Origin of the sequence: Streptomyces sp. WMMB303 (assembly GCF_029351045.1) — a bacterium.
Taxonomy (GTDB): Bacteria; Actinomycetota; Actinomycetes; order Streptomycetales; family Streptomycetaceae; genus Streptomyces.
In genome coordinates this window covers 725965-740245 of record NZ_JARKIN010000001.1, presented here as the reverse complement: position 1 = coordinate 740245, position 14281 = coordinate 725965, and the positions used below count along the sequence as shown (strand labels likewise).

At 71.9% G+C, this 14281-nt stretch carries 13 protein-coding genes and 2 tRNA genes; 11 read left to right on the top strand and 4 right to left on the bottom strand.

Annotated elements, in window-relative coordinates; translation table 11 throughout:
• Positions 1-13 precede the first annotated feature (13 nt).
• The gene (locus P2424_RS03395) at positions 14-586 is read right to left on the bottom strand and encodes a CGNR zinc finger domain-containing protein (protein WP_276474313.1); all 573 of its coding nucleotides are present in this window, start codon (positions 584-586) and stop codon (positions 14-16) included.
• Positions 587-833: 247 nt separating this feature from the next.
• Positions 834-1247 (bottom strand): SsgA family sporulation/cell division regulator, encoded by a 414-nt coding sequence (locus P2424_RS03390; protein ID WP_026005227.1) that lies wholly within the window; start codon positions 1245-1247, stop codon positions 834-836.
• Between the two features lie 200 nt (positions 1248-1447).
• Between P2424_RS03390 and P2424_RS03385 the strand changes: the two genes are divergently transcribed.
• From P2424_RS03385 to P2424_RS03355, 7 genes are all read left to right on the top strand, one after another.
• Positions 1448-1792, top strand: a complete 345-nt coding sequence (locus P2424_RS03385; protein ID WP_276474312.1) for a TIGR02611 family protein — start codon at positions 1448-1450, stop codon at positions 1790-1792.
• 46 nt (positions 1793-1838) lie between these two features.
• Positions 1839-1910: transfer RNA gene (locus P2424_RS03380), tRNA-Val, on the top strand.
• A gap of 78 nt (positions 1911-1988) precedes the next feature.
• Positions 1989-2447 (top strand): SRPBCC family protein, encoded by a 459-nt coding sequence (locus P2424_RS03375; RefSeq protein ID WP_276474311.1) that lies wholly within the window; start codon positions 1989-1991, stop codon positions 2445-2447.
• Positions 2448-2498: 51 nt separating this feature from the next.
• Positions 2499-2570 (top strand) — tRNA-Val (locus tag P2424_RS03370).
• A 163-nt stretch (positions 2571-2733) separates the two neighbouring features.
• The gene (locus P2424_RS03365; protein WP_276474310.1) at positions 2734-3654 is read left to right on the top strand and encodes a hypothetical protein; all 921 of its coding nucleotides are present in this window, start codon (positions 2734-2736) and stop codon (positions 3652-3654) included.
• A 164-nt stretch (positions 3655-3818) separates the two neighbouring features.
• Entirely contained in the window at positions 3819-5801 is a 1983-nt protein-coding gene (gene thrS / locus P2424_RS03360; protein WP_276474309.1) for a threonine--tRNA ligase, read from the top strand.
• A gap of 98 nt (positions 5802-5899) precedes the next feature.
• Positions 5900-6439 (top strand): HIT domain-containing protein, encoded by a 540-nt coding sequence (locus P2424_RS03355; RefSeq protein WP_276474308.1) that lies wholly within the window; start codon positions 5900-5902, stop codon positions 6437-6439.
• Between the two features lie 16 nt (positions 6440-6455).
• Here P2424_RS03355 and P2424_RS03350 read toward each other — a convergent pair whose 3' ends face one another.
• Together P2424_RS03350 and P2424_RS03345 are read right to left on the bottom strand one after the other, a co-directional pair.
• Complete coding sequence (locus P2424_RS03350; protein ID WP_276474307.1) at positions 6456-8129, bottom strand: hypothetical protein; 1674 nt, start codon at positions 8127-8129, stop codon at positions 6456-6458.
• Positions 8130-8326: 197 nt separating this feature from the next.
• Positions 8327-10540, bottom strand: coding sequence for an elongation factor G-like protein EF-G2 (locus P2424_RS03345; RefSeq protein ID WP_276474306.1), 2214 nt, complete (start codon positions 10538-10540; stop codon positions 8327-8329).
• Positions 10541-10763: 223 nt separating this feature from the next.
• Here P2424_RS03345 and pgsA point away from each other — a divergent pair, with 223 nt between their 5' ends.
• From pgsA to P2424_RS03325, 4 genes are read left to right on the top strand one after another with little or no spacing between them, the layout of a single operon-like run.
• Positions 10764-11480 (top strand): phosphatidylinositol phosphate synthase, encoded by a 717-nt coding sequence (pgsA, locus tag P2424_RS03340; RefSeq protein ID WP_276474305.1) that lies wholly within the window; start codon positions 10764-10766, stop codon positions 11478-11480.
• Entirely contained in the window at positions 11477-12394 is a 918-nt protein-coding gene (locus P2424_RS03335; protein WP_276474304.1) for a phosphatidylinositol mannoside acyltransferase, read from the top strand. The genes pgsA and P2424_RS03335 overlap by 4 nt, the downstream gene beginning before the upstream one ends.
• Positions 12391-13563: a glycosyltransferase family 4 protein gene (locus tag P2424_RS03330; protein WP_276474303.1), complete on the top strand. Its 1173-nt coding sequence runs from the start codon at positions 12391-12393 to the stop codon at positions 13561-13563. The genes P2424_RS03335 and P2424_RS03330 overlap by 4 nt, the downstream gene beginning before the upstream one ends.
• A gap of 14 nt (positions 13564-13577) precedes the next feature.
• The gene (locus P2424_RS03325; protein ID WP_276474302.1) at positions 13578-14141 is read left to right on the top strand and encodes a hypothetical protein; all 564 of its coding nucleotides are present in this window, start codon (positions 13578-13580) and stop codon (positions 14139-14141) included.
• The last annotated feature ends 140 nt before the right edge of the window (positions 14142-14281 follow it).

Here is a 14281-nt window from a genome sequence, read left to right as displayed (position 1 = left end):
CGGCGCTGCGCGTTCAGCGCGGGACGTCGCTCCCGGTCGACTCCCGCCGGCGCGCCCGGTAGGCGGCGACGTGCAGCCGGTTGCCGCAGGTGCGGCTGTCGCAGTAGCGGCGGGAGCGGTTGCGGGACAGGTCCACGAAGACCCGTCGGCAGTCGGGTGCCGAACAGCGCCGCAGCCGGTCGCGCTCGCCCGCGACGAGGACGAACGCCAGCGCCATGCCGCAGTCGGCCGCCAGATGCTGGGCGACGGAGGCGCCGGGCGCGAAGTAGTGCACGTGCCAGTCGTAGTCGTCGTGGTCGGTGAGCTGGGGCGTCGTGCCCGCCTCGGCGACCAGCGCGTTGAGCAGCCCGGCCGCGGTGCGGGTGTCCTCGGTGGCGAAGACCTCGGCGAAGCGCTCCCGCACCGCGCGGACGGCGCGCACGTCGTCCTCGGACAGCGCACCGACCCCGCTGACGTTGGTGCGCTCCGCGTAGGCGCGCAGGTCTGCCACGGACACCAGCGTGTCGGGGGTCTCGCCGTCCGCCATGGTGTTGAGCAGCTCGACCGCCTGGTCGAGCGCGCACCGGGTGTCGTGGTTGATCTGCACGGGCCGCTCCTGCCGTGTCCGGGAAATCCTCCGGCCTGAGGGGGAAGACTAGTCGCTATGCTCCGGCCCGAGGGCGGGTGTTTCCGGACGGTGGCCGGGCCGTCGCCGCGCGCAGCGACGCCGCCGCCGCGTACGAGTACGCGGCGGCGGCGTCGCAGTGTGCCGTTACACGAAGCGGTGCCGTGGCACACGGCTGCCGGACCGTCGGCCGTCGCCCCGAGTCGGACGGCCGCGGTGACCGGCGGTCTCAGCTCTCCGCGAGGATGTGCGAGAGCTCGGTGTCGAGGTCGAAGTGGCGGTGCTCGGTACCGGGCGGTACGGCCGCGTCGGTCCGCTTGAGGAAGGATTCCAGTGCCCGCGCCGGGGCCTCGAGCAGGGCCTCGCCCTCCGGGGAACTGAGGGCGATGCAGGCCACGGACTGTCCGTGGCTGCGGGACGGCCAGACTCGGACGTCCCCGGTGCCCGTGGGCCTGTGCAGCCCCTCGGCGAGGAGGTCGCGGGCGAAGACCCACTCCACGGTCTCCTCGGCACCGGTGTGGAAGGTGGCGTGCACGGCGTAGGGGTCCGCCGTGTCGTACCGCAGGCCCGCTGGTACAGGCAGTGAGGACTCGCTCGAAACAACGAGGCGCAGGTGCAGCTCACAGCTCACCGTTGTGTTCATAAGCGCCAGGGCCTTTCGCTCAGTGTGCGCTCGGGGGTTCGCACGTCGGCGAAATCGACATGCCACCTACGCGCCGGTTGTAAACCCCTCTGACTGTTTTGTACGGAATCGATTCCTTCGTACGGCTCTTGTAGGTTTGGGAGGTGCCGCCATTCCAGTGAACCGGCCCTGGCCGAAAAGAGTCAGGTACCTTGTCTGTCATGACTGCGGAGAGTGACGCGATGCCGCCTGAAGTCCGGGAGGAGAAGCCCCTCGGCTCCCGTGCGCCGAGATTCGTCCAGGCGTCCAGACCACTGCACCTGAGCTGGCGCGTGGTGGTCTTCATCGTCGGTCTGGCGATCGTGACCGGCGGTGTGATCATGCTTCCGCTTCCCGGGCCCGGCTGGCTCGTGATCTTCGGCGGGATGGCGGTCTGGGCCACCGAGTTCGTCTGGGCGCAGCACGTGCTGCGGTGGACCAAGCGCAAGTACCGGGAGGGCACCCGGTGGCTCAAGGACCGCCGCGCGGCCCGTAAGGAGCGCAAGGCGGCCCGGCAGTCCTCCTGATGGTCATGACCACCCGCTGACATGCGGTAATGTTGTGCCCGCCGGCGGGCGATTAGCTCAGTGGGAGAGCGCTTCGTTCACACCGAAGAGGTCACTGGTTCGAACCCAGTATCGCCCACGCCATACACAGGGCCCGGAAGCGATCAGCTTCCGGGCCCTGTGTCGTCGAATCCCCGTTCCCGGGAGGGCCGGCCCCGTGCGTCCGAACCACTACCGCTTCCGCGCCGTCTGGCCGGTCGCGGCCCCGCCGAGCCGGGTCTACACCGCCTTGGAGCGGCTCGACGCGTACCCCGCGTGGTGGCCCCAGGTGCGCGAATTCGCCCGGACCGGCCAGGACAGCGGTCTCCTGCGCATCCGGGCTTCGCTGCCCTACCGGCTCTCGATCGCCCTCCACGCACGGCGCCGCGACCAGGCGGCCGGGATCCTGGAGGTCGGCATGAGCGGCGACCTGGACGGCTGGGCCCGCTGGTGCGTACGCCCCGACGACGGCGGCAGTGTCGCGCTCTTCACCCAGGACGTGGAGGTCGGCAAGCGCCTGCTGCGCCTGCTGGCCGTCCCCGCCCGGCCCCTCTTCGTCGCCAACCACCGCCTGATGATGCGCGGCGGCCTGCACGGTCTGCGGACCCTGCTGGAAAGGGGTTTGGATGAAGAGTGAGACGCACTGTATTGTTCTGCACGTGCCGCCGGGTCAACGGCGGAACACCCGGGGCGATTAGCTCAGTGGGAGAGCGCTTCGTTCACACCGAAGAGGTCACTGGTTCGAACCCAGTATCGCCCACCCGGTAGCCGTACGGGAGCATCCGAAGCCGCAGTGTCAGCAGACGCTGCGGCTTTTCGCATATCCGTCCAGCGCCCCTCCGATCTGCCGCTGTTCGCTCCGTTTTGCGGCTCCACTCCGCGGTCAGGAGAAGGAAGGGAGTGGCCGGGACACGGAGAGCGTGATGCGAGGCGTCGCCGACGACGACGAGATCCACTGGAGACGCGAACTGCCCGCGGGCAACGCGGCAGCCGCCTGGCGGGCGCGCCGGAAACTGGACACGGCGGCCCGTGCGATGCTCCGTGCCGGAGCCCTGGCAGCGCAGCGGAGCGCCGGATTCCACGGCGCCCGGGGCGACCGCCGGGCAGACGCCTTCACCCGGCGGGCGCGGTACGCGGAGGATCCCGAGGAGAGCGCGGCCGGACGGACGCTGACCGCCTCGGCCGCGCCCGGGCCACCGGGCGGCGGCGGCCGGGAGCTGGCCGTGCTGTGCCGTGCGCTGCGGGCCACCGCCCAGGCCGTGTGCCGCTACCGCGCCACCGGTGCCACCGAGCACTTCGACGCCGCCGTGGCCGACGGCTGCTGCGCCGAACTCACCGAATCACTCTGCCAGTTGGTGCGCGGAACCGAAGGAGTACGGATCACCCTCGCCTGGTCCCGCACGGCCGGAGCGCCCCGGGGCTGCCCGCGCCGGCCACCGGCGCTCGTCTTCACCCCGGCCGACCTGCCCGCACTCGAACTGGCCGGGCGGCACTACGAGCGCGTCGAGCCCTCGGTCCCGGTGCGGGTCACGGGAACCGTCGTACGGCTGCGCCGCGCCCGGCCCGGCGAACCCGGCTCGGTGCGCCTCGATGTGCTGGCCGGTGCCGAGGTGACCCAGGTGCGGGCCCGGCTGGACGACGAGGGCTACCTGCGCGCCGTGCACTCCCATCTGGCGGGGCTGCCGCTGCGGATCGCCGGTCTGCTGGAGAGCCGGGGCGGCTTCCGGCGGCTGAGCGGTGCGCACGACGTCGCCCCTGTCCCGGTGCCCGAGGAAGCCCGGGAGCGCCTGCTGAAGCGGCTGCGCAAGGCCCTCGACGACTTCGAGCGCGGTATGGGCGGATGACCGGCCCGGTACGGGCGGCTGACCGCCGGCCGAACCGTCCCGCCCGGTGCCGCGGCCGACTCCCGTCGCGGGCCGTGACCGTTTCGCGGTCGGGCGCTGCGGCTCGGTACGATTCGACGGCGCGGCGCGGGCCGCGTATCCCAGGTGAGAGTCAGGAGAGACCGGTGTCAGATGTCCGTGTGACCATCCAACGCGATTCCGAGCGGGAAGAGCGCGTGGTGACCACGGGCACTACGGCCGCCGCGCTCTTCGAGGGGGAGCGATCCGTCGTCGCCGCGCGCATCGGCGGCGAGCTGCGGGACCTCGCCCGTCCGCTGGCCGACGGCGACGAGGTGGAGCCCGTCGAGATCACCAGCGCGGACGGGCTGGCCGTGCTGCGCCACTCCACCGCGCACGTGCTGGCCCAGGCCGTCCAGGAGCTCTTCCCGGACGCGAAGCTCGGCATCGGTCCGCCCGTCAAGGACGGCTTCTACTACGACTTCGACGTGGCCGAGCCCTTCACCCCCGACGATCTCAAGCGCATCGAGAAGAAGATGCAGCAGATCCAGAAGCAGGGCCAGCGCTTCTCCCGCCGCGTCACCACCGACGAGGACGCCCGCGAGGAGCTGGCGGACGAGCCGTACAAACTGGAGCTGATCGGCCTCAAGGGCAAGGCGGCCGACGCCGCGGAGGGCGCCTCGGCCGAGGTCGGGTCCGGCGAGCTGACCGTCTACGACAACCTCGACGCCAAGAGCGGCGAACTGTGCTGGAAGGACCTGTGCCGCGGTCCGCACCTGCCCACCACCCGGCAGATCCCCGCCTTCAAGCTGATGCGGTCCGCGGCCGCCTACTGGCGGGGCAGTGAGAAGAACCCGCAGCTCCAGCGGATCTACGGCACCGCATGGCCCACCAAGGACGAGCTCAAGCAGTACCTGGAGTTCCTCGCCGAGGCGGAGAAGCGCGACCACCGCAAGCTCGGCACCGAGCTGGACCTCTTCTCCATCCCCGAGGAACTCGGTTCGGGGCTCGCCGTCTTCCACCCCAAGGGCGGCGTCGTCCGCAAGGTGATGGAGGACTACTCGCGCCGGCGGCACGAGGAGTCCGGCTACGACTTCGTCAACACGCCGCACATCACCAAGGAGCGGCTCTTCGAGATCTCCGGGCACCTGCCGCACTACGCGGACGGCATGTTCCCGCCGCTCGAGTTCGACGAGCAGAACTACCGCCTCAAGGCGATGAACTGCCCGATGCACAACCTCATCTTCCGCGCCCGCGGCCGGTCCTACCGGGAGCTGCCGCTGCGGCTGTTCGAGTTCGGCACCGTCTACCGGTACGAGAAGTCCGGCGTCGTCCACGGACTCACCCGCGCCCGCGGCTTCACCCAGGACGACTCGCACATCTACTGCACCAAGGAGCAGATGCCGGACGAGCTGGACAACCTGCTCACCTTCGTCCTGAACCTGCTGCGCGACTACGGCCTCAGCGACTTCTACCTGGAACTGTCCACTCGCGACCCCGAGTCGGACAAGTTCATGGGCACCGACGAGGAGTGGGAGGAGGCCACCGAGGCGCTGCGGCAGGCCGCGGGCAAGCAGGGCCTCGACCTGGTCATGGACCCGGGCGGCGCCGCCTTCTACGGGCCCAAGATCTCCGTCCAGGCCCGGGACGCCATCGGCCGCACCTGGCAGATGTCCACCATCCAGGTCGACTTCCAGCAGCCCGCCAGGTTCGGCCTCGAGTACACCGCTGCCGACGGCTCCCGCCGGCAGCCCGTGATGATCCACCGTGCGCTGTTCGGCTCCATCGAGCGGTTCTTCGCCGTGCTCCTGGAGCACTACGCGGGCGCCTTCCCGGCCTGGCTCGCGCCGGTGCAGGCGGTCGGCATCCCGATCGGCGACGACCACGTTCCGTACCTGGCGGAGTTCGCCGCCGCCGCCAAGGCCAGGGGCCTGCGGATGGAGGTGGACTCCTCCTCCGACCGGATGCAGAAGAAGATCCGCAACGCCCAGAAGTCCAAGGTGCCGTTCATGGTGATCGCCGGTGACGAGGACGTCGCCAACGGCGCGGTGTCCTTCCGCTACCGCGACGGCTCGCAGCGGAACGGCATCCCCCAGGACGAGGCGATCGCGGAGATCCTCGACGCCGTGGAGCGCCGTATCCAGGTGTGACCCCCGATGAATCCACTGTGACGCGGGGAGGAGGCGGCCGTCCGGCTGGTACGCCCCCTCCTCGTGTCCCGCGCTGTCCGGCGCATAAGCTGGCGGACATGACGAGTGAGCCGGAGCAGCAGATCGGAGTGGGGGCACCGGACCAGTTCCAGCGCCTGTGGACACCGCACCGGATGGCCTACATCCAGGGTGAGAACAAACCGAGCGGCCCCGGCGCCGAGGACGGCTGCCCCTTCTGCACCATCCCGGAGAAGTCCGACGCGGACGGTCTGATCATCGCCCGTGGCGAGAAGGTCTACGCGGTGCTCAACCTCTACCCGTACAACGGCGGCCATCTGATGACCGTGCCGTTCCGGCACCTGGCGGACTACACCGAGCTGGACGAGGCCGAGACCCTGGAAATCGCGGAGTTCACCAAGCGCGCGATGACCGTGCTGCGGCGGGTCTCCGGAGCGCACGGCTTCAACATCGGCATGAACCAGGGCGCGGTCGCGGGCGCCGGTATCGCCGCCCACCTGCACCAGCACGTGGTGCCACGCTGGGGCGGCGACACCAACTTCATGCCCGTCGTCGGCCACACCCGGGTGCTGCCGCAGCTCCTGGCGGACACCCGCGCGATGCTGGCCGAGGCCTGGTGATCCCCCGGATGTCCGTTCAGGCGTCGTAGACGTCGGCCTTGAACGGCTTGGCGTCCTGCACGGCGGCGCTGAGATTGAGCGAACGGGAGCCGAACCGCTCGACGTCGCAGCCGTTCTCCTCCAGCACCTTGATGGCGGCCGCGTGCACGACCCGCAGCACCGGCGTCGCCGCGCGCATCGCGTCGTCGGCCATGAAGCGGTGCCGCCACGGCTTCTTCGCCCAGGCGTGCCGCAGACCGAACGGTTCGGGCAGCGAGAGCTTGCCGCCGAGGAAGTCCAGCACGGGTGGGAACCAGGTCAGCGGGGCCCGCGCGGCGAGGCGCACCACCTCCTTGGTCTCCACCAGGGGCAGGTTGACCGTGCGGGTCTCCCAGAACTTGACGCTCTTGGCGACCTCCTTGGTCTTGGCCTGCGGGCCGCTGGTGAACAGCCCGTCGACGGGCCCCAGTGCGTGGCCGGTGACTTCGATGCGCAGGGTGTGGTGCAGCACCGTCACGCTGATCAGCAGCGTGATCACCAACTGGCCGTCCCACAGCACGAACTGGACGCCGAGGTAGTGCCGGTTGCCGGCCCCGAACTGCTGCTCGTTGCAGATGCGCTGTATCTCGAAGTCCTTGATGCGGTACCCCTCGACCTCCTGGCCCTCGGGGTGCTTGACCGCCTTGGCGCCCTCGGCGATGGGGGAGACCACCCAGTGCCGTACCGAGGGGGTGGGGAAGCCGCCGGTGTGCAGCGGGCCGCGCTCCAGGAGGCGCAGCTGGTCGTGGATGGCGCGGATGACGTCCCAGCTGCGGAACGGGTTGATCTCCTCGCCCTCCCGCGCGGGCGTCAGCTCCTCGGCGAGCTGCCAACTGCCCCACCGGGTACCCATGCCCAGTATCCCCTTGGGGCCCGCGTAGTAGATCAGGTTGCCGGCCTGCTCGGCGGCGACCTTGGCCAGGCCCAGCCGGATGCGTTCGGCGCCCGCGTCGCCCGGGTCCTGGGGCACCGCTTCGGGGATCTTGGCGCCGACCCCGGTGCCGCCCAGCAGGCTCTGCCACCGGGCGCGCAGATCCTTGGCGTACCGCTCGCAGATCTGCTTGGCCCACATCCCGCCGACCACCGGCGCGATCAGCATCGCCCGCAGATAGATTCCCCAGAAGCCGCTGACCGGGAGCTTGATCGCGAAGAGCACGGCCAGCGCCCCGACGGCGACCAGCACCACCATGCCGACAGCGCCGGCGCGCTTGTCCTTGGACCCGGCGATCATGCGGCGCAACTGGAAGGCCAGCAGCCACAGCAGCACCCCGGGCAGGAACAGCAGCCCGAAGAGCACCATCACACCGGTCAGCCGCGCGTCGCGCTGCTTGCGCACCCGGGTGGCGGCCAGGCAGTGCTCCACGATGGTCTGCGGTTCGATGCCGAAGGACTGGATGAGCGGGGCGCGGGCGCCGCCGAGCAGCCGGGTCTGCACCGCACGGGAGTACGCCTCACCGAGGTTGGGCTCGAACAGGGAGAGCCGCGGCTTCTTGAAACCGGCGTCCGGGTTGGCCGCGACCAGCTTCTCGACCTCGTCGTCGCGGTAGGCCGCCGAGGCCAGCGCCTGGGACGCCGCCGTCTGCCCGCCCGACCCGGAGATGGGCACCTGGGCACCCGGGGTGAACTCCGCCGCCACGTCGGGCCGGCTGCTGAGATCGTCGAATCCGGCCACTGGGCCCCCACTCCGCTCGGATCAGGCTCACGGCACCCGGTGCCGACCCGGCGCAGGTCCGGTGAGGTGCCGCCGACCACGCCAGACGGCTTCCCAACTGCCGTGGTCGGCACACATCTTGCCTCAGGAAGGGCGCCGGCGGCGACCGCCCGCATGAGTGGTTCCCCGGCTCCGGCCACCGGCGGCGCCTTCGCGTCTCACCGGCCGCCGGGCCCGCCCTCCGCTTCGAGGACGCGTGCCGCATGCTGCTGCGGCATCGGCTCGTGCCGCGCGTAAGCGCGCGAGAACCGGCCGGTTCCGTGCGACATCGACCGCAGGTCGACCGCGTACCTGCCGATCTCGATCTCGGGAACCGAGGCGCGGACCACCGTGCTGCCCGCACCGGCCTGTTCGGTACCGAGCACCCGGCCGCGCCGGGAGGAGAGGTCGCTCATCACGGCACCCACGTAGTCGTCGGGAACCACGACCGCCACCTCGGCCACCGGCTCCAGCAGCGCGACCCTCGCCCCGGCCGCGCACTCGCGCAGCGCGAGCGCGCCCGCGGTCTGGAAGGCCGCGTCCGAGGAGTCGACGGAGTGCGCCTTGCCGTCGACGAGGGTGATCCGCACGTCCACCAGCGGACAGTCGGCGACCACCCCCTTGGCCGCCTGCGCGCGGACGCCCTTCTCCACCGAAGGGATGAACTGGCGCGGTACCGCGCCCCCCACCACCTTGTCGACGAACTCGATGCCGGAACCCGCGGGCAGCGGCTCGACGGTGATGTCGCAGATGGCGTACTGGCCGTGTCCGCCGGACTGCTTGACATGCCGCCCACGCCCCCGGGCGGCCGAGGCGAACGTCTCGCGCAGCGCCACCCGGTGCTCGACGGTGTCCACCCGCACTCCGAAGCGGGACCGCAGCCGCTCCAGCGCGACATCCCGGTGCGCCTCGCCCACGCACCACAGCACCAGTTGGTGGGTCTCGGGGCTCTGCTCCAGCCGCATCGTCGGGTCCTCGGCCACCAGCCGGGCCAGGCCCTGGGAGAGCTTGTCCTCATCCGCCTTGCTGTGGGCCTGGACGGCGACGGGGAGCAGCGGGTCGGGCATCTGCCAGGGGGCCATCAGCAGCGGGCGGTCCTTGGCGGAGAGGGTGTCGCCGGTCTCGGCGCGGCTGAGCTTGGCCACGCAGGCGAGGTCGCCCGCGATGGCCGCGTCCAGCGTGCGCTGCTGCTTGCCGAACGGCGCGGACAGTGCGCCGATCCGCTCGTCCTCCTCGTGCGGCGGACGGCCCTCTCGGTCCGGTTCCGTGGCGCCGTGCCCGGCGACGTGCACGGTCTCGTCCGGGCGCAGGGTGCCGGAGAAGACACGGACCAGGGAGATCCGGCCCACGTAGGGATCGGAGGAGGTCTTGACGACCTCGGCGGCCAGCGGACCCTCCGGATCGCAGCCGAGCGGTGGGAGCGGCGTGCCGTCGGCCGCCGTGACGGCGGGGATCCCGTGCTCCGCGGGTGTCGGGAAACCACCGGTGATCAGCTCCAGCAGTTCGACGGTGCCGAGCCCCTGCCGGGCGCTCCCGGTGGCGGGGGCGGCGGCCAGCACGGGGTGGAACGTACCCCGGGCCACGGCTTTCTCCAGGTCCTCGACGAGCGTCTTGGTGTCGCAGTCCTCGCCGGCCAGGTAGCGGTCCATCAGGGACTCGTCCTCGCTCTGCGCGATGATCCCCTCGATCAGCCGGTTCCTGGCCTCCGCGACGACCGGCAGCTGTCCCTCGTCCGGGTCACGCTCGGTGCGCTTCCCCTCCGCGTAGTCGAACAGTCGTCCGGTGAGCAGTCCGATCAGACCGGTCACCGGGGCCGTCCCGTCGGAGCGCCGAGCGCCCGGCTCCGGCAGGTAGAGCGGGACGACGGTGTCCGGATCGTCACCGCCCAGCTCCCGCCGGCAGCTCGCGGTCATCTCCTCGAAGTCGGCGCGGGCGGCGTCCAGATGGGTCACGACGATGGCCCGGGGCATGCCGACGGCCGCGCACTCCTGCCACACCAGCCGGGTGGCCCCGTCCACCCCGTCGGCGGCCGAGACCACGAAGAGAGCGGCGTCCGCGGCGCGCAGCCCGGCCCGCAGCTCCCCGACGAAATCCGCGTACCCCGGGGTGTCCAGGAGGTTGACCCGGATGCCGTCCCACCGCAGCGGCACCAGCGAGAGCTGCACGGAGCGCTGCCGCCGCTGCTCGATCTCGTCGTGGTCGGAGAGCGAGGTGCCCTCCTCCACCCGGCCGGCCCGGTCGATCGCGCCCGAGGCCAGGGCGAGGGCTTCCACCAGCGTCGTCTTGCCTGCTCCGCTGTGGCCGACCAGCACCACGTTCCGAATCGAGCCGGGATGGTCGGCCGCCGTCGCCCTGCCGGCGGCTCCGGGGTGCCCGTGCGCTTTCTCGGCCATGTGTCCCGCCTTCCGGTCGTCACCTGCTGGAGCACGCTGGGGGGACCGAGCGGTCGCGAAGGACCGCGGTCCTTCGAGCTTTGCACCGCCGCCTGCGGGCGTCCATACGTGGGACACGGCACTACCCGACCGTGTGCGCCGGGCGCCGCCGCCGCGTGACTACGATGGGCCACCCGGTGGCCACACCGTCATCCGGCTCACTCTCGACGTACCAGGGACGGTCATGCTGAACAAGTACGCGCGTGCATTCTTCACGCGTGTTCTCACCCCGTTCGCCGCGATGCTGCTGCGCCGAGGTGTGAGCCCCGATGCCGTCACCCTGGTCGGCACGCTGGGAGTGATGGCGGGAGCCCTGGTCTTCTACCCGCAGGGCGCGTTCTTCTGGGGCACCGTCGTCATCACCCTGTTCGTCTTCTCGGACATGGTGGACGGCAACATGGCGCGGCAGCTCGGCCGCTCCAGCCGCTGGGGCGCCTTCCTCGACTCCACGCTCGACCGGGTGGCCGACGCGGCCGTCTTCGGCGGAATCGCGCTGTGGTACGCGGGCCGCGGCGACGACCTGGTGCTGTGTGCCGTGACCCTGTTCTGTCTGGCCAGCGGGCAGGTCGTCTCCTACACCAAGGCGCGCGGCGAGAGCATCGGACTGCCGGTGGACGTGAACGGCCTGGTGGAGCGCGCCGAGCGGCTGGTGATCACGCTGGTGCTCGCGGGCCTGTCCGGCTTCGAGGCCACTTTCGGCGTCCCCTACATGGGTGTGCTGCTGCCGATCGCGCTGTGGGTGGTCGCCGTCGGCAGCGCCGTCACACTCGGCCAGCGCGTGGTGACGGTACGGCGGGAGGCCGCCGAGGTCGCCGAGGCCGAGGAGCGGAAGGCCGCCGCGGGGAACGCCGCGGAGGGCGCCGCGCAGAACGAGGCGGAGGAACCCGGGAGGACCGCTTGAGCGCGCTGCGCGGCCGGCTGACCGACGCGCTGTACGGACTGGGCTGGGCGGGCGTCCGGAAGCTGCCCGGGCCGGCGGCCGCCGGGCTCGGCCGCAGCCTGGCGGACACGGCGTGGCGGCGTCGCGGCAAGGGCGTGGCCCGGCTGGAGGCGAACCTCGCCCGGGTGGTCCCGGAAGCCTCCCCGGCCGAACTGCGGCAGCTCTCCCGCGCCGGGATGCGCTCGTATCTGCGCTACTGGATGGAGTCCTTCCGGCTGCCCGCCTACAGCGAGCGGCACATCCTGGACAGCGTCGAGGTCGAGGACGCGGAGCTGCTCCACGAGGGGCTCGCCGCCGGGCGCGGGGTCGTGCTCGCGCTGCCGCACATGGGCAACTGGGACCTGGCCGGTGCCTGGGCCGTGACCGCGACCCGCACCCCCTTCACCACCGTCGCCGAGCGCCTGGAGCCCGCGACCCTCTACGACCGGTTCGTCGCCTACCGCGAGAGCCTGGGCATGGAGGTGCTGCCGCACGGTGGCGCCTCCGCGTTCGGCACGCTGGCGCGCAGGCTGCGCGCGGGCGGCTTCGTCTGCCTGGTCGCCGACCGCGATCTGTCCGCCGCCGGGATCGAGGTCGACTTCTTCGGCGAGGCCACCCGGATGCCCGCCGGCCCCGCACTGCTCGCCCAGCAGACCGGTGCCCTGCTGATGCCGGTGACGCTCTGGTACGAGGCGCCGCCCAGGATGCGGGCCAGGGTCCACCAGCCGATCCCGGTTCCGCCGATCGAGGGGCGCCGGGAGCGGGTCGCCGCCATGACACAGACGCTGGCCGACACCTTCGCCGCGGGGATCGCCGCGCATCCGCAGGACTGGCACATGCTCCAGCGCTTCTGGCTCGCCGATCTAGGACCGGCCGCGGAACGGGGGCGCGGATGAGAATCGGAGTCGTCTGCCCCTATTCGTGGGATGTGCCCGGCGGCGTCCAGTTCCATGTACGCGACCTGGCCGAGCATCTGATCCGGCTGGGGCACGAGGTGTCCGTGCTGGCGCCCTCGGACGACGAGACGCCGCTGCCCTCCTACGTGGTCTCGGCGGGACGTGCGGTGCCCGTGCCGTACAACGGTTCGGTGGCGCGGCTGAACTTCGGCTTCCTGTCGGCGGCCCGAGTCCGCCGCTGGCTGCACGAGGGCGGCTTCGACGTGCTGCACATCCACGAACCGGCCACGCCCTCGCTGTCCCTGCTGGCGTGCTGGGCGGCGCAGGGTCCCATCGTCGCCACCTTCCACACCTCCAACCCGCGCTCCCGGGCGATGATCGCGGCGTATCCGATTCTCCAGCCGGCGCTGGAGAAGATCAGCGCCCGGATCGCGGTGAGCGAGTACGCGCGCCGCACCCTGGTCGAACACCTGGGCGGCGACGCGGTCACCATCCCCAACGGGGTGGACGTCGGCTTCTTCTCCCGCGCCGAACCCGAGCCCGCGTGGCAGGGCGGCCCCGAGGGCCGCACGATCGGGTTCATCGGCCGGATCGACGAGCCGCGCAAGGGCTTGCCGGTGCTGATGAAGGCGCTGCCCGCCATCCTGGAGGCGGCTCCCGGCACCCGGCTGCTGGTCGCCGGACGGGGGGACGAGCAGGAGGCGGTCGCGCAGCTCCCGGCAGCCATGCGCGGGAGCGTGGAGTTCCTCGGCATGGTCAGTGACGAGGACAAGGCGCGGCTGCTGCGCAGCGTGGACCTCTACGTCGCACCCAACACGGGGGGCGAGTCCTTCGGGATCATCCTGGTGGAGGCCATGTCGGCCGGTGCCCCGGTGCTCGCCGGCGACCTGGACGCCTTCGAGCAGGTGCTCGACGGCGGAGCGGCCGGAGAGCTGTTCCCGGTCGGCCGGGCCGACGCGCTGGCCGACTCCGCCGTACGCCTCCTGGCCGACTCCGCACGCCGCACCGACCTGCGTGAGCGCGGCTCGCGGCATGTGCGGCGGTTCGACTGGTCCACCGTCGGTGCCGACATCCTCGCCGTCTACGAGACGGTCACGGACGGCGCCGCGTCCGTCGCCCCCGACGAGCGCACCGGGCTGCGGGCCCGGTTCGGTCTCGCGCGGGACTGAGCCCCGGAACCGAGATGCCCAACCTCACCACCGTCATCTGGATCGTCGTCGCGCTGTTGCTCGTGGGCGTCTATCTGAGCTGGACCGCCGGGCGGCTGGACCGGCTGCACGCGCGGATCGACGCTGCCAGGGCCGCGCTGGACGCCGCTCTGCTGCGCCGTTCCTCCATCGCCCAGGAACTCGCCACCGCGGGCGTCCTGGATCCGGCGGCCTCCATGGTGCTGCACCAGGCCGCGCACGGTGCCCGGCAGGCCGCCGAGGACCAGCGAGAGGTCGCGGAGAGCGAGCTGAGTCAGGCGCTGCGCGCCGTCTTCGCCGAGAGCGCCCAGTTCGAGGCCGTCCGGGCGGCTCCGGGCGGCCGGGAGACGGCCGCCGAGCTGAGCACGGCGGCGCGCAGGGTGCCGATGGCGCGGCGGTTCCACAACGACGCGGTGCGCGCGGCCCGGGCGCTGCGGCGGCACCGTACGGTCCGCTGGTTCCGGCTGGCCGGTCACGCGCCCTTCCCACTGGCGTTCGAGATGGACGACGAGCCACCGCCGCTCCCCGCCGGCCCGGGCCGGGAGCCCTCTGCGGAGTGACCGGCCCGCCCGGTGCGCCACAGCGGCCCCGGGTGCGGTCGGGGTCCGTCGGCGGGCCGCGCGAGCCAGTACAGGCCACAACCCCGCGATTGGCCCTTTTCGCAGGCCGCCCTGTTCGAGAGGGTGGCCCTCGGACCTGA

Bases quoted from the DNA above. Each gene is read 5' to 3' on its own strand.
- P2424_RS03390 (WP_026005227.1), bottom strand. From the start codon at position 1,247: ATGAACACAACGGTGAGCTGTGAGCTGCACCTGCGCCTCGTTGTTTCG.
- P2424_RS03385 (WP_276474312.1), top strand. From the start codon at position 1,448: ATGACTGCGGAGAGTGACGCGATGCCGCCTGAAGTCCGGGAGGAGAAG.
- P2424_RS03365 (WP_276474310.1), top strand. From the start codon at position 2,734: ATGCGAGGCGTCGCCGACGACGACGAGATCCACTGGAGACGCGAACTG.
- P2424_RS03355 (WP_276474308.1), top strand. From the start codon at position 5,900: ATGACGAGTGAGCCGGAGCAGCAGATCGGAGTGGGGGCACCGGACCAG.
- P2424_RS03345 (WP_276474306.1), bottom strand. From the start codon at position 10,540: ATGGCCGAGAAAGCGCACGGGCACCCCGGAGCCGCCGGCAGGGCGACG.
- pgsA (WP_276474305.1), top strand. From the start codon at position 10,764: ATGCTGAACAAGTACGCGCGTGCATTCTTCACGCGTGTTCTCACCCCG.
- P2424_RS03330 (WP_276474303.1), top strand. From the start codon at position 12,391: ATGAGAATCGGAGTCGTCTGCCCCTATTCGTGGGATGTGCCCGGCGGC.
- P2424_RS03325 (WP_276474302.1), top strand. From the start codon at position 13,578: ATGCCCAACCTCACCACCGTCATCTGGATCGTCGTCGCGCTGTTGCTC.